General features: G+C 75.1%; 13 protein-coding genes. 5 read left to right on the forward strand and 8 right to left on the reverse strand.

The window, feature by feature from the left end; all coding sequences use genetic code 11:
* Positions 1-176 precede the first annotated feature (176 nt).
* The 3 genes from AB0F01_RS29290 to AB0F01_RS29300 form a co-directional block, all read right to left on the reverse strand.
* A complete protein-coding gene (locus AB0F01_RS29290; protein WP_362101841.1) occupies positions 177-1,928 on the reverse strand; it encodes an LCP family protein in 1,752 nt (583 codons plus the stop codon).
* Between the two features lie 245 nt (positions 1,929-2,173).
* On the reverse strand, positions 2,174-3,454 hold the full coding sequence (locus AB0F01_RS29295) for an LCP family protein (RefSeq protein ID WP_362101844.1): 1,281 nt from the start codon (positions 3,452-3,454) through the stop codon (positions 2,174-2,176).
* Positions 3,455-3,950: 496 nt separating this feature from the next.
* Positions 3,951-4,724: a TIGR03089 family protein gene (locus AB0F01_RS29300; protein WP_362101847.1), complete on the reverse strand. Its 774-nt coding sequence runs from the start codon at positions 4,722-4,724 to the stop codon at positions 3,951-3,953.
* A 128-nt stretch (positions 4,725-4,852) separates the two neighbouring features.
* Here AB0F01_RS29300 and AB0F01_RS29305 point away from each other — a divergent pair, with 128 nt between their 5' ends.
* Both AB0F01_RS29305 and AB0F01_RS29310 read left to right on the forward strand, forming a co-directional pair.
* Complete coding sequence (locus tag AB0F01_RS29305; RefSeq protein WP_362101850.1) at positions 4,853-6,271, forward strand: N-acetylmuramoyl-L-alanine amidase; 1,419 nt, start codon at positions 4,853-4,855, stop codon at positions 6,269-6,271.
* Positions 6,272-6,406: 135 nt separating this feature from the next.
* Positions 6,407-7,489 (forward strand): NDP-sugar synthase, encoded by a 1,083-nt coding sequence (locus tag AB0F01_RS29310; protein ID WP_362101853.1) that lies wholly within the window; start codon positions 6,407-6,409, stop codon positions 7,487-7,489.
* A 310-nt stretch (positions 7,490-7,799) separates the two neighbouring features.
* Here AB0F01_RS29310 and AB0F01_RS29315 read toward each other — a convergent pair whose 3' ends face one another.
* From AB0F01_RS29315 to AB0F01_RS29330, 4 genes are all read right to left on the reverse strand, one after another.
* Entirely contained in the window at positions 7,800-8,747 is a 948-nt protein-coding gene (locus tag AB0F01_RS29315) for a DNA-3-methyladenine glycosylase 2 family protein (protein ID WP_362101910.1), read from the reverse strand.
* A 165-nt stretch (positions 8,748-8,912) separates the two neighbouring features.
* Positions 8,913-10,226, reverse strand: coding sequence for a coenzyme F420-0:L-glutamate ligase (locus AB0F01_RS29320; RefSeq protein WP_362101856.1), 1,314 nt, complete (start codon positions 10,224-10,226; stop codon positions 8,913-8,915).
* Entirely contained in the window at positions 10,223-11,203 is a 981-nt protein-coding gene (gene cofD, locus AB0F01_RS29325) for a 2-phospho-L-lactate transferase (RefSeq protein ID WP_362101859.1), read from the reverse strand. The genes AB0F01_RS29320 and cofD overlap by 4 nt, the downstream gene beginning before the upstream one ends.
* A 33-nt stretch (positions 11,204-11,236) precedes the next feature.
* The gene (locus tag AB0F01_RS29330; protein WP_362101862.1) at positions 11,237-11,845 is read right to left on the reverse strand and encodes a cysteine dioxygenase family protein; all 609 of its coding nucleotides are present in this window, start codon (positions 11,843-11,845) and stop codon (positions 11,237-11,239) included.
* Between the two features lie 735 nt (positions 11,846-12,580).
* Here AB0F01_RS29330 and AB0F01_RS29335 point away from each other — a divergent pair.
* The 3 genes from AB0F01_RS29335 to AB0F01_RS29345 all read left to right on the forward strand — a co-directional run bounded on the left by AB0F01_RS29335 (position 12,581) and on the right by AB0F01_RS29345 (position 18,527).
* Positions 12,581-12,844, forward strand: a complete 264-nt coding sequence (locus AB0F01_RS29335; RefSeq protein WP_362101865.1) for a WhiB family transcriptional regulator — start codon at positions 12,581-12,583, stop codon at positions 12,842-12,844.
* A gap of 260 nt (positions 12,845-13,104) precedes the next feature.
* The gene (locus tag AB0F01_RS29340) at positions 13,105-16,941 is read left to right on the forward strand and encodes a glycosyltransferase (RefSeq protein ID WP_362101868.1); all 3,837 of its coding nucleotides are present in this window, start codon (positions 13,105-13,107) and stop codon (positions 16,939-16,941) included.
* Positions 16,938-18,527, forward strand: coding sequence for a DUF5719 family protein (locus tag AB0F01_RS29345; RefSeq protein ID WP_362101871.1), 1,590 nt, complete (start codon positions 16,938-16,940; stop codon positions 18,525-18,527). The genes AB0F01_RS29340 and AB0F01_RS29345 overlap by 4 nt, the downstream gene beginning before the upstream one ends.
* A 135-nt stretch (positions 18,528-18,662) precedes the next feature.
* Here the strand turns inward: AB0F01_RS29345 and AB0F01_RS29350 are convergent, their stop codons facing one another.
* On the reverse strand, positions 18,663-19,130 hold the full coding sequence (locus AB0F01_RS29350; RefSeq protein ID WP_362101874.1) for a metallopeptidase family protein: 468 nt from the start codon (positions 19,128-19,130) through the stop codon (positions 18,663-18,665).
* Between the last annotated feature and the right edge of the window lie 261 nt (positions 19,131-19,391).

Consider the following 19,391-nt stretch of genomic DNA (forward strand, 5'->3'; position numbering starts at 1 on the left):
CCGGACGCGCACGGCGGCACCCGGTCGCCCCGGCCGACGTGGCCGACGTGCCCGACCCGGCGACGACCGTGCCGGCGCCGAGGGAGCCCGCACGCCGGACGCGGGTCCGCCTCGCGCCCGAACACGGGCCCGCCCCACGCCCGGTGGGACACGGGGCGTGGGGCGGACCCGGCGGGTCACTCGGCGCACTCGACCTTGTCCGCCGTGGACTTGTCGATGTCGTCCGGCGCCTTGTCCGGCGGGGTCAGGGACACGCCCGGCCCCTTGAAGTCCTTGCCCAGTGTCAGCGTCATCGCGGGCACGCCCTGCGCGTTGGTGACGCTCTCGCCGGGTTTCATCCCCGACCCCGACAGGCCGAGGATCGCGGCGAGGCGGCGGGCCTGGGCGGCCTGGTCGGGCGCGTACTCCAGCGTGGTCCGCTTCAGCTCCTTCGGCGCGTTGCCGCCGTTCTCCGACTTGGTGACGCCCTCCTCGACCTGGAGCCAGCTCAGGGTCTGCTGGGCACTGCCCTGGGCGGCACCGCCGTTGAGGACCCGCACCCGCACCTCGCCGGCCGGGGCCTTCTCGCCCTCGAGGCGGGCGGCGACGGCGGCCTTCTCCTTCTTCTTCCGCTGCTTGACGTCCGTGAACGACACGTCGTTGCGGATGAGGTCGAACACCTGCTGGGCTTTGGCCTCGTCGAGGACGACGGTCGCCTTCACCTGCTCCGCCGGGTTGTCCTTCACCGGCACCGTGGTGAACGTCAGGTTCTCGGTGTTCAGCTTGCCCAGTTCCAGGCCGAGGTCCTTCAGCTTGTTGATGCTGTCCAGCTGGGAGTCGACGGTCAGCGCCTCGGTCCCGGCCTCGGCGAGCTTGACCATCTTCGACGGGCTGGTGAGCGTGTCGCTGGACTTCAGCTTGCGCATCAGCGCGCTCAGGAACTGCTGTTGCAGCCCGATCCGGCTCAGGTCCCCGCCGAAGCCGACCGAGTGGCGGGTGCGCACGTAGGCCAGCGCCGTCTCGCCCTCGATGGTGTGCGTTCCCTTGGGCAGCTTCAGGTGCGAGTCGGGGTCGTCGATGTTCTTGGCGAGGCAGACCTCGACCCCGCCCACCGCCGAGGTCAGCGTCTTGACCGCGTTGAAGTCCGCCACCATGAAGTTGTCCGGCGTGATGCCGGTCAGCTCGGTGACGGTGCGCATGGTGCAGCTGGGCGTCCGGCCGTCCTGGCCGAGGCTGGTGTTGAAGCGGACCCCGGTGGTGCCCGCGATGACCTTCGTGCTGCCGTCCTCCTGCGTGGTCGGGCAGTCGGGGATGTCGACGATCAGGTCGCGCGGGATGCTCAACGCGGTCGCGTTCGTGCGGTCCTTGGAGACGTGCAGCAGGATCGTGGTGTCGGCGTGCCCGGGGCTCCCGGCGTCGCCGTACCCCTTGTTGCCCTTGCCGGTGCGCTTGTCGGTGCCGATCAGCAGGATGTTGATGGCCTTGTCCTTGCTGAAGCCGCCCGTGCCCGCGCCGTCGTCGGAGACCGAGGTGATGTTGTCGTTGAGGTGCTCCAGGTACAGGTACCCGGCCGCACCGGTGGCCAGCACGACGAACGCCATGACCCCGCCGGTCCACAGCAGTGCGCGCCTCGCCTTGCCCTTCTTCTTGACCGGCCGGCGTCCGCGCCGTCCCGGCGGCGGTTCCTCGGGCGCGCCCTTCCGCCGGCGCGGCGGCGGCACCTCACGCTCGGGCGGGCGCCGGGCGGGGGCCTCGGTGGTCCTCGGCGGCGCCTGGGTCCGGCCGCGCGGTGCGGCCGGCGCGGCGCTGCGCGCGCTGCGGGGTTCGGGGACCGGCGACTGCGCCGCGGAAGGGCTCAGTCGCAGTTCGTATTCACCCGTCGTCGGGTTGAGCACCCACTGGTCTGCGGGGTCGATGTCGTCCGCCCGCCCACGGCCTTGCGCGTCCACGGTCGCCTGAATCCTCCGTCGGGGCCACGCGGCGCCTTTCCCCTCCCAAGGCGCTCGGGTCTCGGTGTCACGGCGCGCGACCTCAGGACCGGTCCCGAGGTGCCGCGCACCGGGGTCGGCTCACACTAACGGCACGGATCAGTCCACGGCGACGCCGGTGACACATTCCACGCGCGTACAAGCGGGCAATTCGCCCATTTCCCTGGACGGTGCCCGCCCGTCGTGGAGTTGTCGGTCCCCGGTCCTTATGTGCAGCTGTCCTCGGCGGCCGTGTTGCCGGAGAACGTGGGGGCGGGCGAGGCGTTGTCGGAGGTTTCCCCCGCGGCCTTTCCGTCGGCCTTTTCCGCACCCCGTGCGGCAGCGCGCCCCGCATTCTCGTAGGAGGCTCCGGATCCGCTTTCCCCGGCCGGGTTCCGCGCCGCTCCCCGCGCCACGACCAGCGGCTCGTCCCTGCGCAGCCGCTCGAAGAGTTCCCGCGCGGCGGGCTGCACCAACTGGTCCCGATTCGCGTCGTGGACGTAGGACTCCCGCGGCACGGTGAGGAATTGCACCCGTTCCGTGGGGATGTCCCGCAACCCGCGCACGAGTTCGTACAGGCCGCGCAGACTCGCCAGTGCCGGGTCGGTGGTGAGGGAGGAGGTGGCCGCGTCCAGAACGGGATAGAGCTTCGCCGGATTCAGCAGGACGTCATTGCTGCGCACCTTGGTGACGAGCGCCCCGAGGAAGCGTTGCTGGCGTTCCATCCGGTCGGTGTCGCTCCCGTTCCCGAGGGACTTCCGGGCTCGCACATACCCGAGTGCCTGCTCGCCGTCGAGGGTCACCCGCCCGGCGGGCAGGCTCAGTCCGGCGTCCTCGTCGTCGATGGGCCGCCGCAGGCACACCTCCACGCCGTCGACGGCGTCGACCATCTTCTTGAAACCCTGGAAGTCGACGACGACGTGGTGGTCGACGCGGATGTCGGTGAGCTTCTCCACGGTGCGGATGGCGCAGGCGGAACCGCCCACCGCGAACGCCTGGTTGAACATCGTGAACATCGGCCGGGTCCGGGTGCCGTCCGGGCGCAGGCAGCCCGGCACGTCGACCATCAGGTCGCGGGGCAGGGACACCGCGGTCGCGTCGCGCCGGCCCGCCGCCAGGTGCAGCAGGATGGCGGTGTCCGACCGCTCCGTGCCCGAGTCGCGGCCGTAGCGGGCGTTGCCGTCGCCGGCCCGGGAGTCCGAGCCGATGAGCAGGATGTTCCGGGCGTCCTTGACCAGAGCGGTCGGCCGCTCCTTCTCGTACCGGGCGAGTTCGGCCGCGGCGGCCTCGTCCGGCGTGATGTTGCCCTCCAGCTTGGCGTAGACCGCCCAGCCGGCGGCGGCTGCCGCCACCAGCACGCCGGCGGCCGAGAGTGCCGTGATCCGGGTCCACCGCCGGCGCCTGCGCCGGTCCGGCCCGGCCCCGCTCGCCGAGGCCCCGGCGCCCGGGCCGAGACCGCGCCCGGCCGGCCCCGGCCCGCCGGGGGACGCGTCTGCGGTGTCGCTCATGACCGGTCCACCCCTCCCTGGCGCGCGGGAACGTCGTACGGGCCGGACGCCGCCGGGCAGCAGCCGCCGCCCACCGCGTCGGCGGCGCACCGCGTGCGGGGCGTCCGGCGCGTCCGGCGCGCAGCGTGCCGTGCCGTCGCTCACGACGATGCCCCGGCCGGGCGGCGGCGCGCGGGCGGAACTGCGCCGAACGGGGGACGGGCCGGGGCGTACGGGTGAAGGAGGCCGCCCCATGGTTTGGGCCGCGCGACGCGGGCCGGGGGCGCCTCCCGGGCGGGCGGACGCCGTAGGACGGAGCCCAGGGCACCGGCCGGGGGCAGGCGGGGTGGGCCCTGGTCCACCGGTAAGTCCGGGTCCCGTGGGGCGGGCCCTGGCCCACCGGTGCGTCCGGGTCCCGTGGGGTGGGCCGTGGTCCACCGGTGGGTCCCGGGGCCGGGGGCGGCCCGGTCCACCGGGGTCCGCGGCCCGACGGCGGGCGGGCCGCCGTCCGCGCGGCCTACGGCTGGGAGGGCAGGCGCGCGATGACCGCGACCCGTTCGCTCTCCACCCGCTTGTCCAGGTCCTCCGCGGCGAGCCGGTCCAGGTTGCGGCACAGCACCACCGAACCGCCGGTCGCCAGCGGCCCGTACAGCCCCGCGTTGAGCCCGTCCCAGGTGTCGTAGGCGAGCCCCGACAGGATGCGCGTGCCCGGCCCGGTCAGCCCCAGGCCGGCGGCCTCGGCCTCGGCGCGCTGCACCACCTCGGCGCCGCTGAACTCCCGTCCGGCCACGATCAGCGCCGGGTCGTCCGGGGAGACCGGAGCGTACGGCGCGAAGCGGTCGCCCTGGCCCGGCACCTCCACCGCGTAGTCGGCGAAGCCCTCGGGAGGCTGCGGGAAGCGCCCGCCGAGCGGCCTGAGGGCCAGCGCGATCCGGGCGCCCGGACAGGCCCGTGCCGCCTCCAGCGTGTCCGGCCCGCTCACCACGACGTCGGCCGCGCCCGGATCGGCGGACGCCACGTCGGCGACCACACCGACCGACGAGCAGGCCAGCAGCCACACGGCCGTCTGCCAGTGCGCGGGCAGCAGCAGCGCCACCCGGTCGCCCGGTTCCGCGGACAGCTCGTCCTGGAGGAGATTGGCGGTCTTGGCCACCCAATTGGCGAAGGTGGCCACGGACAGTTCGACGCGTTCGCCCGTGGCGTCGTCGTAGAACGTCACCAGGGGGCGTGCCGGGTCCGCGGCGAGCGCGGAACTCAGCAGGTCGGCAGGGGTACGGTCGCTGGCGTTCACCCGGGCAAGCGTACGCGGGCGGGCCCCGGGGCACCGTTCGGCCGGTCCACCGGTCGGCGGAACGGGGCCCGACGGCCCGTCATATCCGCGATGGACAGATTTGTACGACTGTGTCCAAGCTCAGGGGCATGCGTGGAATTCTTGCTTCCTCGATCGGTGTCACGTGTGCCGCCGCCCTCGCCCTCCCCCTCGCCCCGCCCGCCGCGGCGGTCGCGGGACCGGCGCCGACGGCTGAGGCGGCCACGCGTGCGACGGGCGCGACGGGCGCGACCGATGCGGACGTCCCCGGCAGCACCCAGTCCCTGTCCCTCCGTCCGCTCGGCGGCGACCGCGCCGCGGGCACCGTGGTCCAGGGCCTCGGCCCGCGGACCGTACGGCAGTTCTCCCTCCTCGGGGTCGTCTGGGACGATCCCGCAGCCCACCTCGACGGCCTGGTCCAGGTCCGCACCCGGTCCGTCGCCACCGGCACCTGGTCCGGCTGGCAGGACGTCGAGACCCACAACGCCGACCACGCGGCCGACCCCGGCACCCCGGAACGCGCCTCCGGCACCCGGCGGGGGGCCACCGCACCGCTGTGGGTGGGCGCGTCGGACGGCGTGGAGATCCGCGTCCGCGCGACGGCCGCTCCCGCGACCGGCTCCCCGGACGGTACTGCGACCGGCCCCGCCGACGGCACCCGGAGCGCGGCGGTCCCGCTGCTCCCGGCCGGGCTCCAGCTCGAACTCATCGACCCCGGGGACGGCACCCCGGCGTCCGCCGGACCCCTCGACGCCCCCCGGGCCGGGGAGACGGGCACCGAGGCGACCGCCGCCTCCGCCGCCAACGCCTCCCTCGCGCCCCTGGGCGCCACCGAGATCCCCGCCCTGAGCCGCGAACTGACCGAGCGGGAGCTCCTCTCCGACCGCGGGGCCGCCGCGCCGGGCGCCCGGCAGGCGAAGCCGTACATCGGGCCGCGCCCGGCCATCACCACCCGGCGCGGCTGGGGGGCGAACGAGAGCATGCGGGAGAAGGGCTTCTCCTACACCAAGAAGGTCAAGGCGGCCTTCGTCCACCACACCGCCTCCGGCAACACGTACAAGTGCTCCCAGGCGCCTTCCCTCATCCGCGGCTTCTACCGCTACCACGTGGTGAGCCTCGGCTGGCGGGACATCGGCTACAACTTCCTCATCGACAAGTGCGGGCGCATCTACGAGGGCCGCGCCGGGGGAGTGGCCAAGCCGGTGCTGGGCGCGCACACGCTCGGCTTCAACAGCAACAGCATGGGCATCGCGGTCATCGGCTCCTACGGCGCCAAGAAGCCGTCGGGCTCCGCGGTGAAGGCCGTGTCCCGGCTGACGGCCTGGAAGCTGGGTCTGCACGGCATGAATCCCAAGGGGAAGACATACCTCACGTCGGCAGGTGGCAACCTCTACCGAAAGGGCAAGAAGGTGCGACTGAACGTGATCTCCGGTCACAGGGACGGGTTCAACACGGCGTGCCCAGGGGGGAAGCTCTACAAGAAGCTCGGCAGCGCCCGTTCCACGGCGGCCCGTTACCAGGGTCGCTGAGGCACGCGGGGCCGCCGGGCCGCACGTTCCTTCCTGCCGGAGTCCACGGCCGTCGCATGCGCGGTGGAACGGTCTGCATACACTGACCGGCCGAAAGACAGTTCGGCCGGTCCCGGCAGGAAGCAGAGACGACAGGTGACAGAAGCGATCCTCCTGGTCGGCGGCAAGGGCACGCGGCTGCGTCCGCTCACGGTGCACACGCCCAAGCCCATGGTCCCGGCGGCCGGAGTGCCCTTCCTGACGCACCAGCTGGCGAGAGCCAGAGCGGCGGGCGTCGAACACATCGTCCTGGCCACGTCCTACCTGGCCGAGGTCTTCGAACCGCACTTCGGCGACGGCGCGTCGCTCGGGCTGCACATCGAGTACGTGACGGAGGAGGAACCGCTCGGCACCGGCGGCGCCCTGCGCAACGTCGCCTCCCGCCTCCACTCGGGCCCCGACGACCCGGTGCTCGTCTTCAACGGGGACATCCTCACCGGGCTGGACATCAGGGCGCTGGTGCGCACGCACGAGACGACCGGCGCGGACGTCTCCCTGCACCTGACGAAGGTGACCGACCCCCGCGCCTACGGGCTGGTCCCGACCGACGACACCGGACGGGTCCTGGCCTTCCTGGAGAAGCCCCAGACCCCCGAGGAGATCGTCACCGACCAGATCAACGCGGGCGCGTACGTCTTCCGCCGCTCGGTCATCGACACCATCCCCGCCGGACGGCCGGTGTCCGTGGAACGAGAGACCTTCCCCGGGCTGCTGACGGCCGGGGCGCACCTGCAGGGCATGGTCGACTCCACCTACTGGCTGGACCTCGGCACCCCGGCGGCCTTCGTGCGCGGTTCCGCGGACCTGGTGCTCGGCCGGGCCCCGTCGCCCGCCGTGCCCGGCCGCTGCGGCGACCGGCTGGTGCTGCCCACGGCGACGGTGGCACCGGACGCGAAGCTGGCGGGCGGCACGGTGGTCGGCGAGGGCGCGTTCGTGGCGGAGGGCGCGCGCGTCTTCGGCAGCACCATCCTGCCGGGCGCGGTCATAGAACCGGGCGCGGTCGTCACCGACTCCCTGATCGGCACCCGGGCCCGGGTGGGGGAGCGGTCGGTGCTCACCGGGGCGGTGATAGGGGACGGCGCGGTCGTCGGCGCCCGCAACGAGTTCCTCGACGGGGCCCGCGTCTGGTGCGACGCCCGCATCCCGGCCGGCGCGGTGCGCTTCTCCTCGGACCAGTGACCGCCCGGGGGCGGTGACGGCCCCGGGACACGCTCCCGGGCCCACGCCGTCACGGCGACCCACGCCGTCACGGCGGCCCGGGAGCACGGCGGCGCGGGAGCACGGCGGCGCGGGAGCACGGCGGCGCGGGAGCACGGCGGGGCGGTGGACGGGCGGGGCGGCCGACGGGCCCGGGCGGCGGGAGCCCCGCTCGTGGTCGTACCCCGAGTGGCCGTGCCCCCTGCCCCCTGCCCCCTGGCCCCGTGCCCCGTGTGCCCGTGCCCCGGACCGCCGACGGCCTCCGTCGTCCCGGCCGGTCCGGCCGGGACGGCTACAGCCGGCCGATGTCCCCGTGGGGCATGCGCGGCGCCCGGCGTTCGGGGACCCGGCCGCTGAGCAGGATCAGGCGCGCCGCCCGGTACCGCTGGCCCGCGTACGGCTCCAGCAGGTCCAGCATCACCGCGTCGTCCGCGTAGCGGTCCCCGGCGAGGGCCCAGCCGACGATGCCGGGCAGGTGCAGGTCCCCCACGGTCACCTCGTCGGGCGCGCCGTGACTGCGCTGCACGGTCTCCGCCGACGTCCACGGCCCGATGCCCGGCACCCGCTCCAGGCGCTCCCGCGCCGCCGCCGGCGGCATCCGCACCGCCTCCTCCAGCCGGGGCGCGACCCGCACCGCCCGCAGGACCGTCGAGGCCCGCTTGTCGTCGACGCCCGCCCGGTGCCACTCCCAGGACGGGATCAGCGCCCAGGTGCGCGGCGGCGGCATCACGTACATCCGCTCCGGCGCCGGTCCGGGTGCCGGCTCCCCGAACCTGCGGACCAGGAGCCGCCACGCCCGGTACGCCTCCCCGGTGGTGACCTTCTGTTCCAGGACCGAGGGGATCAGCGACTCCAGCACCAGTCCCGTCCGGGTCAGCCGCAGTCCGGGCCGCCGGTGCCGGGTGTGCGCCAGCAGCCGGTGCCGGGGCACGAAGGCGTCCGGGTCGTCGGTGGAGCCGAGCAGCTCCGGGAGGTGGTCCAGCAGCCAGTCGGCGCCCGGCCCCCACGCCTCGCCGCGGACCTCCTCGCCGCGCCGGGTCACCCGCAGGGTGCCCGGTCCGGCCGGGGTGAGGCTGGCCCGCCAGGCCGAACCGTCCGGCAGGGTCCGGAACGTCGGGTCGCCGGTGCCGCGCCGCAGCGGGCCGAGGACCAGGCCGAGGTCGAGCGGGCCGCCCGGCACCCAGGTGCGCACCCGCGCCGGCGCCAGCGCCTGCCGGGGTATCCCGGCGGCGGGCGCCACGACCCGGCCCCCGCGCCCGGGCACGGGGGCGGCCCGCCCCGCGCCGTCGGGGCGCGGGGGCCGGGGGGCGAAACGTCCTGCCACGAGGTGATCCAGGGGACGGGGGCGGAGGCGCGGCCGGGGCCGCGGAGGGACCCTACGAGGGTAGGCGCTCGCGGGACCGGCTCACCGCACCTCGATGAAGGCGTCCGCGTCCCGCGCGGGCCGCGGCCCGGGCTCCCCGGCGGGGTGACCGATCGCCACCGCGCCCATCGGGTCCCAGTGGGCCGGCAGGTCCAGCACCTCGCGGACCACGTCACGGCAGAACATCGTGGACGACACCCAGGCGGAGCCCAGCCGCTCCCCGGCCAGGGCGACCAGGAAGTTCTGCACCCCGGCGCCGGTCGCGACCACGAACATCTCGCGCTCCGCGCCGTCCCGCCGGGCGTCGCCGTAGGTGTGCGAGCCGTCCATCACCATGCACGGCACCGCCAGGAAGGGGGCGTTGCGCAGCACGTCCCCCCGGCGGATCCGCCGGGCGATGGACTCCTCCGACTTGCCGTCCCCGCGCAGGTCGGCGATCCAGGCGTCCCGCATGGCGTCCAGCAGACGCGTCCGGGACTCCCGCGACGGGAGCAGGACGAACCGCCAGGGCGTGGTGTGGTGCGGGGCGGGTGCCGTCACGGCGGCGGCGACCGCGCGGCGCACCGCCTCGGGGTCGACGGGCTCGTCGGTGAAGCTGCGCACCGTGCGCCGCCCGGTGACGGCCTCCCGGACCGCCTCCGAGGTGCCGAGGCGGAACATGTCGTCGCGCGCGTCACGGACCAGGGCCCGGGCGCCGGGGCCGTCCTCCGGGGTGACCAGGCGGGGCAGCCCGCGCACGACCGCCACCGGCAGCCCGGCCGTCTTGCCCTTCACGAGGTCGCCCGCGGCGGCCAGTTCGTCGGCCGTGGCGACGACCGTGGCGCTCAGCGGATTGCCGTGGGTGTCCTCGCCGCCGCGCAGGTCGTCGGTGACCCGGACCCCGGCAGCGCCGATCGTGACGTCGGTGAGCCCCGTCCGCCAGGGGCGCCCGAAGGTGTCGGTGACGAGCACGCCGACCTCGACGCCGAGGGCGTCGCGCAGGCCGTCCCGGATCGAGCGGGCCGACGCGTCGGGGTCCTCCGGCAGCAACAGCACCGTCCCCGAAGGGGTGTTGGACGCGTCGACGCCGGCCGCCGCCATCACCAGGCCCTGCCGGTTCTCCACGATGCGCAGCGGGCCGCGCCGGGCCACCACCCGTACGGTCTCCTCGTCGATCGCCGCCTCCCGGTCGGCGGCCTCGACGACGCGGCCCTCCGCCTTGGAGACGATCTTCGAGGTGACGAGCAGGACGTCCCCGTCGGCGAGGTCCGGCTCGGCGTCGGCGATGAGCCGGGCGAGGTCGTCGCCCTTGCGGATCTCGGGCAGGCCCGCGACCGCCCAGACGCGGTAGCCGGGCTCCCGGTGCGTGCCGGTCACAGGGCGCGCACCTCCTCGGCGAGGGCCAGCGCCTGGCGGGCCATGGCGGCGGTCGCGTCCACGTCGGTCATCATCAGCGGGACGGCCCGGCAGCGGATGCCGGCCGCCTCCACCCGCTCCACCGCGGCCGTGTCGGCGGTGTCGACCAGCCAGCCGTCCAGCAGACCGGAACCGTAGTGCTCGGCGACCGCCGCCGCCGTGCTCTGCACGCCGATCGCGGCCAGCACCTTGTCGGCCATCCCGCGCACCGGGGCGCCGCCGACGATCGGCGACAGGCCCACCACGGGCACGCCGGCCTCGGCGATGGCCTCCCGGATGCCGGGCACGGCGAGGATGGTGCCGATGGACACCACCGGGTTGGACGGCGGGAAGAGGATCACGTCGGCCGCGCCGATCGCCTCCAGGACACCCGGCGCGGGCTTCGCCTGCTCCGCGCCGACCGGCACGATCGCCTCGGCGGGCACCGACGCCCGCAGCCGCACCCAGTACTCCTGGAAGTGGACGGCCCGGCGTTCGCCGGCGCCCGCGCCCTCGTCGTCGGGGAGGGTCACGGCGACGTGCGTCTCCACCCGGTCGTCGGTCATCGGGATCAGCCGCACGCCCGGTTTCCACCGGTCGCACAGCGCCTCGGTGACCGCGCTCAGCGGGTAGCCCGCGCCGAGCATCTGGGTCCGCACGATGTGGGTGGCGAAGTCCCGGTCGCCGAGCCCGAACCACTCGGGGCCGACGCCGTAGGCGGCGAGTTCCTCCTTGAGGTGGAAGGTCTCCTCGGCCCGCCCCCAGCCCTGCTCCTCGTTGATGCCGCCGCCGAGCGTGTACATCACCGTGTCGAGGTCGGGACAGACCTTGAGCCCGAAGAGGTGGATGTCGTCGCCGGTGTTGCCGATGACCGTGATGTCCGCGTCCGGCGCGGCCTGCTTCAGACCGCGCAGGAAACGGGCACCGCCGATGCCGCCTGCCAGAACCACAATGCGCATGGGGCAAGTCTGGCAGGCGCCCCCGCCCCCGTGTCAGGCAGTCGGGGACCCGGGCAGCGCCCCGGACGCGCGGCGGGCGGCGGGGGAGGGCCGCCCGGCCGCCCCGGACCCGGCCGCGGGGTGCATCGGCATCTCGGTCAGGCCGGGGAAGTAGACGTGCAGGCTGACCGCCGGCTCCAGGGCGTCGTTGACGACCTCGTGGACGTAGCCCGGCGCGAACACCCGCTGGGAGCCCGGGGTCAGCACCCGGGTGCCGCGGGCGGTGCGCTCGGTGAGGGCGCCGGACAGGACGGTGAGCACCCCGGAGGAGCGGCCGTGGTCGTGCAGCCCGCTGCCCTGCCCCGGTACCCAGGACAGCAGCCAGACCTCGTAACCGGGGGTGCCGGGGGAGGCGGCGTCGTGCGGCGGCCCCCCGGCCGGCAGCGCCGGGTCCGACGCCCCGGGTACGGCACGCAGGCGGTGGTACCAGCGGGTGGTGGCGTCGAAGCGGACCAGGGGCTCCCACTGGGCGCGGTCGGCGGCCAGGGAGCGGGCCAGGCCGACGAAGTCGGCGACGGTGGCGGGGTGTCGGCGCGGGGCCTGGAGCAGGTGGGGCACTTCGAGGATGTCGCCGGCGATCTGGAGGTCGCTGTCGCTGTTCATGGGTGCGGTGGTTCCTCGGCTCAGAGGCGGTGGCAGGCGGTGGCAGGGGGTGCGAGGACGGTGTCGCGGGCGTCCGGATCGCGGACGGCGGCGCGGGGCGCCCTGCGGGGGAGCGGGGTCACAGCGGCCGGGTCGGGTACGACGCGGCGGCGGCGGCCGGAGCGGGGGAAGGGCTCAACAGCCGCAGGAGCGACAGCTACAGCGAACGAGGGCAGCACCGGGGGACCCGGCGGAGCGGGTCGAGGTGAGTGCCGAGTTCGCGAGCATGCCCACAAGGACAGCGGTTCACACCCCCACTGTCAACTCGACGCCCCGTTCGTGGGACGCGGTTCACCTCATCCGGTTCATCTCGCAGGTGAAAGGTTTGCTCATACGGATCCCGGGACACATGGTGCGCACGACCGGGAGCATGAACGTCGTTGTGATCCTGTGATCCGAATGTGATCAGGTTCGCTTCGTCGCGCGTGCCGGAACAAGTCCTTTCTGCCGGACGTCCTTCCCTGTGGAGGTTGCGCGCGGGGCGGGGTGCTTCGCGGGCCCAGTCTGTGTGTCAAGGTTTATGGCGATTTGAACACTTTCCGCTTGGCCTTGGTTCCGCAGAGTGAATAAGGGGCCCAATAGCAGATTTCGGCTTGACTCGCCCGGAGCAGCACACTTGTAATTTCACTCGTGTCGTTCAGCCGGAAACGGTAACGGCTGCATCACGGGGACGTGGAAGACGGACGAGGGGCGCACATGACCGAGCTGGTGCAGGAACTGCTGGTCGACGACGCGGAAGAGGAGCTCGGCTGGCAGGAGCGCGCACTGTGCGCCCAGACCGACCCCGAGTCCTTCTTCCCCGAGAAGGGCGGGTCGACCCGGGAGGCCAAGAAGGTCTGCCTCGCCTGCGAGGTCCGCTCCGAGTGCCTCGAGTACGCCCTCGCCAACGACGAGCGCTTCGGCATCTGGGGCGGCCTGTCCGAGCGGGAGCGCCGCCGCCTGAAGAAGGCCGCGGTCTGACCCACCGCGCGGCACCTCCGCCGCCGCCGGAGCACCGCTCCCACCGGCCGCGGAACCCCGCGCCCGGGAGGCCGCACCGCCGCCCCGGACCCGCCAGACCAGTACATACGGCACGATCGGCCCGTCGCCCGTGGGTTGTCCACAGGCGGCGGGCCGCTGTGCGGACCAGCCGCTAGTGTGGTCGCTCGTCCGAGACGCCCCGCCGCCCCCAGCGCGCACGGGCGTCCACCTCAGTCCACCGAACCGGGGCCCGTACCTCGATGTCCGTGCACAGCCACCCGGCAGCCGCCCAAGACGCCGCCGCCGCACCCGAGTTCCCGCGTCATGTGGTGACCGCGGTCCTCGTCTCCCACGACGGCACCCGCTGGCTGCCCGACGCGCTCTCCGGGCTGCTCGGCCAGGAGCGGCCCGTCCAGTACGCCATGGGCGCCGACACCGGAAGCGCCGACGACTCCGCCCGGCTGCTCGGCGAGGCCCTCGGCGACGACCGCGTCCTGCACCTCGCCCGGCGCACCGGCTTCGGCCAGGCCGTCGAGGAGTGCGACCGCAGCGCCCCCCACCTCACCCCCGAGGACCTGCCCTACCTGAAGCGGCCCAGCGGCTGGGACCCGGTCACCCGCAGCTGGCGCGACGACGCCTACGACCTGCCCGAACTGCCCCACGGGGAACCGGTGCAGTGGCTGTGGCTGCTGCACGACGACTGCGCCCCCGAACCCGACGCCCTCGCCCAGCTCCTGCGCGTGGTGGAGAACGAGTACGAACTCGGCCGCGACGACGTGGCCGTCGTCGGACCCAAGCTGCGTGGCTGGTACGACCGCCGGCAACTGCTGGAGGTCGGCGTCTCCATCGCCAACTCCGGCCGCCGCTGGACCGGCCTGGACCGCCGCGAACAGGACCAGGGCCAGCACGACCACGTCCGCACCGTGCTGTCGGTCTCCACCGCGGGCATGCTGGTCCGCCGTGACGTCTTCGAGGAACTCGGCGGCTTCGACCCGCACCTGCCCCTGATGCGGGACGACGTCGACCTGTGCTGGCGGGCGCACTCCGCCGGCTACCGGGTCCTCGTCGCCCCCGAGGCCGTCGTCCGGCACGCCGAGGCCGCCTCCCGCGAGCGGCGCACCGTCGACTGCGTGGGCCGCACCGCCGCCTCCCCGCACAAGGTCGACAAGGCCGGCGCGGTCCACACCCTGCTCGTCAACACCCGTACCGCGGCACTGCCCTGGGTCCTGCTGCGGCTCGTCCTGGGCACCCTGCTGCGCACCCTCGCCCACCTCGTGGGCAAGGTGCCCGGCCAGGCCCTCGACGAGATCCGCGGCCTGCTGGGCACCCTGCTGCGCCCCGAACGCATCCTCGCCGGACGGCGCCGCCGCGGCACCCCGCAGGTCGACAAGGCCGAGCTGCGGCCGCTGTTCCCGCCGCCCGGGGCGACCGTCCGCGTCACCGTCGAGCAGGTCGCCGGCAGCCTCGTCGGACGCTCCGACCCGGAGACCGCCTCGGGCGCCGGACGGCACGGCGGCGCCGTCGAGTCCGGCCCCGGCGGCGACGACGCCGACTTCCTGGAGATCGAGCAGTTCGCCCGCCTCAAGCGCATCGCCCGCAAGCCGGCCCCGGTGCTCTTCGTGGTGCTGCTGCTGGTCTCCCTCACGGCCTGCCGCCACCTCCTCGGCGGCGGCGCCCTCGCCGGCGGCGCCCTGCTCCCGGTCCCCGCCGACGCCGGTGACCTGTGGGCGCGCTACACCGACGCCTGGCACGCGGTGGGCACCGGCAGCACCGGCTCCGCCCCGCCCTACCTCGCCGTGCTCGCCGCGTTCGCGACCCTGCTGCTCGGCTCGACCGGCCTCGCCGTCACCCTGCTGCTGGTCGGCTCGGTCCCGCTGGCCGGCCTCACCGCCTACTTCGCCTCCCGCTCGCTGGTCGAGTCCCGGCTGCTGCGCGCCTGGGCGGCCGTCGCCTACGCCTTCCTGCCCGCCGTCACCGGCGCGCTCGCCGACGGCCGCGTCGGCACCGCCGTACTCGCCGTCCTGCTGCCGCTCCTCGCCCGCGCGGGCGTCGCCGCCGCCGGACTCACCCGGCCCGAGGACACCCGCGGCAGCTGGCGCGCCACCTGGGCGTACGCGCTGCTGCTGACCCTCACCACCGCCTTCACCCCGATCGTCTGGCCCCTCGCGCTGGTCCTCGGCCTCGGCGTCCTCGCCCTGCGCCGCCGCGACCTCGCCGCCTACGGGCCCCGCTTCCTGGCCCAGCTCGGCGTGCCGCTGCTGGTCCTGGCCCCGTGGTCGCTGTCCCTGCTGCCCCTCGGGTTCTTCCGCGAGGCAGGCATGGACACCGAGGCGTCCACCGCCTCCGCCCTCGACCTGCTGGGCGCGAACCCGGGCGGCCCCGGCACCGCCGGCGGTCCGCTGCTGATGGGTGTCGTGCTCGCCGCGCTCGCCGCCCTGCTGCGGGCCGAGCGCCGGCCGGCCATCCTGACGGCCTGGGCGGCTGCCCTGGCGGGCCTGCTCTTCGCGGTCCTGTCCAACGGCTCCGCCTGGTCCGGCCCCGCCACCCTGGTCTACGGCCTCGCCCTGCTGGGCGCCGCCCTGCTCGGTGCCGACGGAGCCCGCGCGCGGGTCGCCGAGCAGAGCTTCGGCTGGCGTCAGCCGGTCGCCGCCCTGATCGCCCTCGCCTGCGCCGCCGGCCCGCTGCTGCTCGCCGCCGGCTGGACGATCCGCGGCGCCGACGGTCCCCTGGAGCGCCGCGACCCCGTCCAGGTCCCCGCGTTCGTCGCCGAGGAGAGCCGCACCCGCGACCAGGCCCGCACCCTCGTCCTGGACAGCGACTCCGCGGCCCGGGTCCGCTACATGCTGGTCCGCGGCTCCGGCGCCCGCATGGGGGAGGCCGAGATCGTCGCGGCGGCCGGCGGGAACGGCACCCTCGACAAGGTCGTCGCCAACCTGGTCGCCGGGTCCGGCGCGGACCAGGCCGACCAGCTCGGCGGCTTCGCCGTCCGCTACGTCCTGGTCCACCGGGGCGCGTCCCGCGAGGTCGCCCGCGTCCTGGACGCCACGCCCGGCCTGACCCGGCTGAGCCAGCAGGAGGGCGGCGCCCTGTGGCGGGTCGACCGCGAGGTCGCCCGCGCGAGCATCCTCCCCGCCGAGGACGCCGAGGACGCCGGGGACGCCGCGAGCACCGGGGGCGGTGCACGGCCCGTCGCCGCCGGACCCGTCGAGATCCACACCGAGATCCCGGACGGCCCCCAGGGCCGGATCCTGCGCCTCGCCGACACCGCCGACGCGGGCTGGAGCGCCACCCTCGACGGCAAGCAGCTGCCCCGCACCACGGTCGACGGCTGGGCCCAGGGCTTCCGGCTGCCGGCCTCCGGCGGCCGTCTCGACGTGACCTACGACGAGCCGTTCACCCACACCGCCTGGTTGTGGGCGCAGGGCCTGCTCGCCGTCGTCCTGGTCGTCATGGCCCTGCCCGGCCGACGCCGCGACATCGACGACGACCTGCCCGAGGAGCCCGCCGTCACCGCCGAGGACCTGGCCGGCGACGGCCGCCGCGCCCGCCGCCTGCGCGCCCAGGCGGAGGCGGACGCGGCACGCGAGGGCGCCGACGCGGTCCCGGGCGCCGACGATGTCCCCGCCCCGCCGCCCGTCACCGTGCCGGCCCAGGCGGACCACACCGCCTGGCAGGCGGGGGAGTACCAGGGCGCGGCCCACGTCACCGCCGGCCGGACCGGCCCGGACACCCCGGGCGGCGACGGCCACCAGCAGGCGTACGCGACGGACGAGTACGGGCAGCCGTACCGGCACGACGCCTACCAGGCCGACGGCCACCAGCAGGGCGGGTACCCGCAGGACGCCTACCAGGCCGATCCGTACCAGCAGGGCCAGTACGACCCGTACGCCCAGGACGCCCACCAGCAGAGCCAGGGCCAGTACGACCCGTACGCCTACGGCGGCACGCCGCAGCAGGCGCCGTACGACCCGTCGGCGTACGGGCAGCAGGGCTACGGCCCGGCCGGGACGCACGACTACGGCGCGCCCTACGACCCGCAGCAGCACCACGACCCGCACGGCACGGGCCCCGAGCGCCCCGACGGGAGCCAGCAGTGAACCGCCCCACCCTGTCCCTGATCGCCGTGGCGACCGCGCTCGCCGCCGTCACCGGTGTCGCCGCGCTGACGGCCCCGGAGCCCGCGGCGGACACCACCGCGACCACGGCCGCCCGCCGTCTGCCGGTGGAGCGCTCCAGCCTGCTGTGCCCCGCGCCCAGCACCTCGGACCTGGCCGAGACGACGTACACGTCCTTCACGCCCGTCACGGACGGCACCGGTGACCAGGGTGCCGCCGAGCTCCTGCCCGCCGGTGCGAAGGCCCCGGAGAAGGACGCGGCGGACGAGGACGGGGACGGGGACGGGGACGGGGACGGGGAGCAGGACGGGACGGCCGACGACGGCTCTGATGACGAGGCGTCCGGTGACGGGAAGTCCGGTGACAAGGACGCCGAGCCCGTCCTGAAGCCGAAGGAGCCGGGCAAGCCGGTCACCGGCGACGCCACCGGCGGTGAGGCGCCCGCACTGGTCGGCACCGCCGAGGGCCGCTTCGCGCCCGGCTGGACGCTCCAGCAGACCACCGAGGTGGCCGCGGGCACCGGCCGCGGTCTGCAGGGCGTCGCCTGCACCGCCCCGGACACCGAGTTCTGGTTCCCCGGCGCCAGCACCGGCACCGACCGCACCGACTACGTCCACCTCACCAACCCCGACGACTCCGCCGCCGTCGTGGACATCGAGCTGTACGGCAAGGACGGCGCCCTGGAGACGGTGGTCGACGACGGCATCACCGTGCAGCCGCACTCCACCGAGCCGGTCCTGCTGTCCACGCTCACCGAGGCGGAGGAGACCGACGTGACCGTCCACGTCGTCGTCCGCAGCGGCCGGGTGGGGGCGTCCGTGCAGGCGCTGGACGACACGCTGGGCGGCGACTGGCTGGCCGCGTCCGCCGACCCGGCCGGCAGCCTGGTCCTGCCGGGCCTCCCCGAGGACGCCACCGCCGTCCGCCTGGTCCTCTTCACGCCCGGCGACACCGACGCCGACCTGAAGGTGCGGCTGGCCTCCCCCTCCGGGCCGATCACCCCGGCCGGCCACGAGACCGTGCAGGTGAAGGCCGGGACGACGACCGCCGTCGACCTCGGCGAGGTCACCCGCGGCGAGGCGGGCTCCCTGCTGCTCACCCCGGCCGACCGCCCGGTGCCGGTGGTGGCGGCCGTCCGCGTCCTGCGGGGCGAGGGCGACGACCAGGAGTCGGCGTTCATCCCCGCCGCCCGCCCGGTGGGCGCCCGCGCGACCGCCGCCGGCAACACCGCCAAGGGCACCGTCCTGGCCGTCACCGCCCCCGAGGGCACCGCCAAGGTCAAGGTGACCGCGTCGGCGGGCAGCGAGGGCGGCAGCCCGGAGTCCGAGACGTTCACCATCAAGTCCGGCACCACGCAGCACCTCGACGGGCCGGTGCCGAGCGGCCTGAAGGGCACCTACGCGCTGACCGTCGAACCGGAACCGGGCGCCCCGCCCGTCTACGCCTCCCGCACCCTCACCGCCCCCGACGACGGCGTCCCGGCGTTCACCGTGCAGCCCCTGCCGGACGACCGCGGCCTGGTGGCCGTGCCGCGGGCCGAGGAGGACCTGTCGGTCCTGCAGCGGTGAGGGCACGGCGCCCGCAGGCCGCCGCCGGGGCCGCGGCGACGGCACCGCGCCGGAGGCCGTCGGGCGGGGCGGGCCGTCGGTTCTCGCCGTGCCGGATGGGCCGGGCCGTCCGTCCTCGCCGTGCCGGGGCCGGTGTCAGTCCTCGCCGTACCGGGGGTCCACCGTCTCCGGGGTGAGCCCCAGCACCTCGGCGACCTGCTCCACCACGACCTCGTGGACGAGCGCGGCCCGCTCGTCGCGGCCCTTGGTGCGGATCTCCACCGGTCGCCGGTAGACCACCACCCGGGCGGGACGGCCGTCGAGGGCCGGGGACGTGCCGCCCAGCGGCACCGACTCCTCGCTCCAGCCCGGACCGGTCCCGCCGCCGGCGCGGCCGTCCAGCCGGGGCACCTCCAGCACCAGGAAGTCGACGTCGGCGAGTTGGGGCCACCGCCGCTCCAGACGCTCCACCGAGTCCTGCACCAGATCGGCGAACACCTCCGCCCGGCTGGCCGCGAGCGGCACCTGGGGAGGTGCGATCGGACCGCGCATGCCCCGACCGTGGCGATCACGGCGGCGGGGCCCGGGGCGGCCGGCGGCACGGGGCGTCACAGGGTTGTCCATCACAGTGCAGGGTAGTCGTCACGGGGCCCGGCCGCCCGGCCCCCCGTGGCTTCCCGCCGGACCGCGCGTCATGTCACCGGATGACCTTTTCAGCCAAGGTTGGGCTCGATTACGTATCCCCTCGGGACCATCTCGGTCTCAACAATTGATGACGTTTGTGCCAACCGGTGACAGCGATCAGAATCGACCCGTGCCCCGGAACGACGCGTCGCGGCAGTTCGGCGAGGCGGGAGCAGTGGGGCGTGGGGGGCGTTTCACGCC

This window comes from Streptomyces sp. NPDC029526 (assembly GCF_040637405.1).
Lineage (GTDB): Bacteria > Actinomycetota > Actinomycetes > Streptomycetales > Streptomycetaceae > Streptomyces.

Bases quoted from the DNA above. Each gene is read 5' to 3' on its own strand.
- AB0F01_RS29335 (WP_362101865.1), top strand. From the start codon at position 12,581: ATGACCGAGCTGGTGCAGGAACTGCTGGTCGACGACGCGGAAGAGGAG.
- AB0F01_RS29295 (WP_362101844.1), bottom strand. From the start codon at position 3,454: ATGAGCGACACCGCAGACGCGTCCCCCGGCGGGCCGGGGCCGGCCGGG.
- AB0F01_RS29330 (WP_362101862.1), bottom strand. From the start codon at position 11,845: ATGAACAGCGACAGCGACCTCCAGATCGCCGGCGACATCCTCGAAGTG.
- AB0F01_RS29305 (WP_362101850.1), top strand. From the start codon at position 4,853: ATGCGTGGAATTCTTGCTTCCTCGATCGGTGTCACGTGTGCCGCCGCC.
- AB0F01_RS29350 (WP_362101874.1), bottom strand. From the start codon at position 19,130: ATGGACAACCCTGTGACGCCCCGTGCCGCCGGCCGCCCCGGGCCCCGC.
- cofD (WP_362101859.1), bottom strand. From the start codon at position 11,203: ATGCGCATTGTGGTTCTGGCAGGCGGCATCGGCGGTGCCCGTTTCCTG.
- AB0F01_RS29340 (WP_362101868.1), top strand. From the start codon at position 13,105: ATGTCCGTGCACAGCCACCCGGCAGCCGCCCAAGACGCCGCCGCCGCA.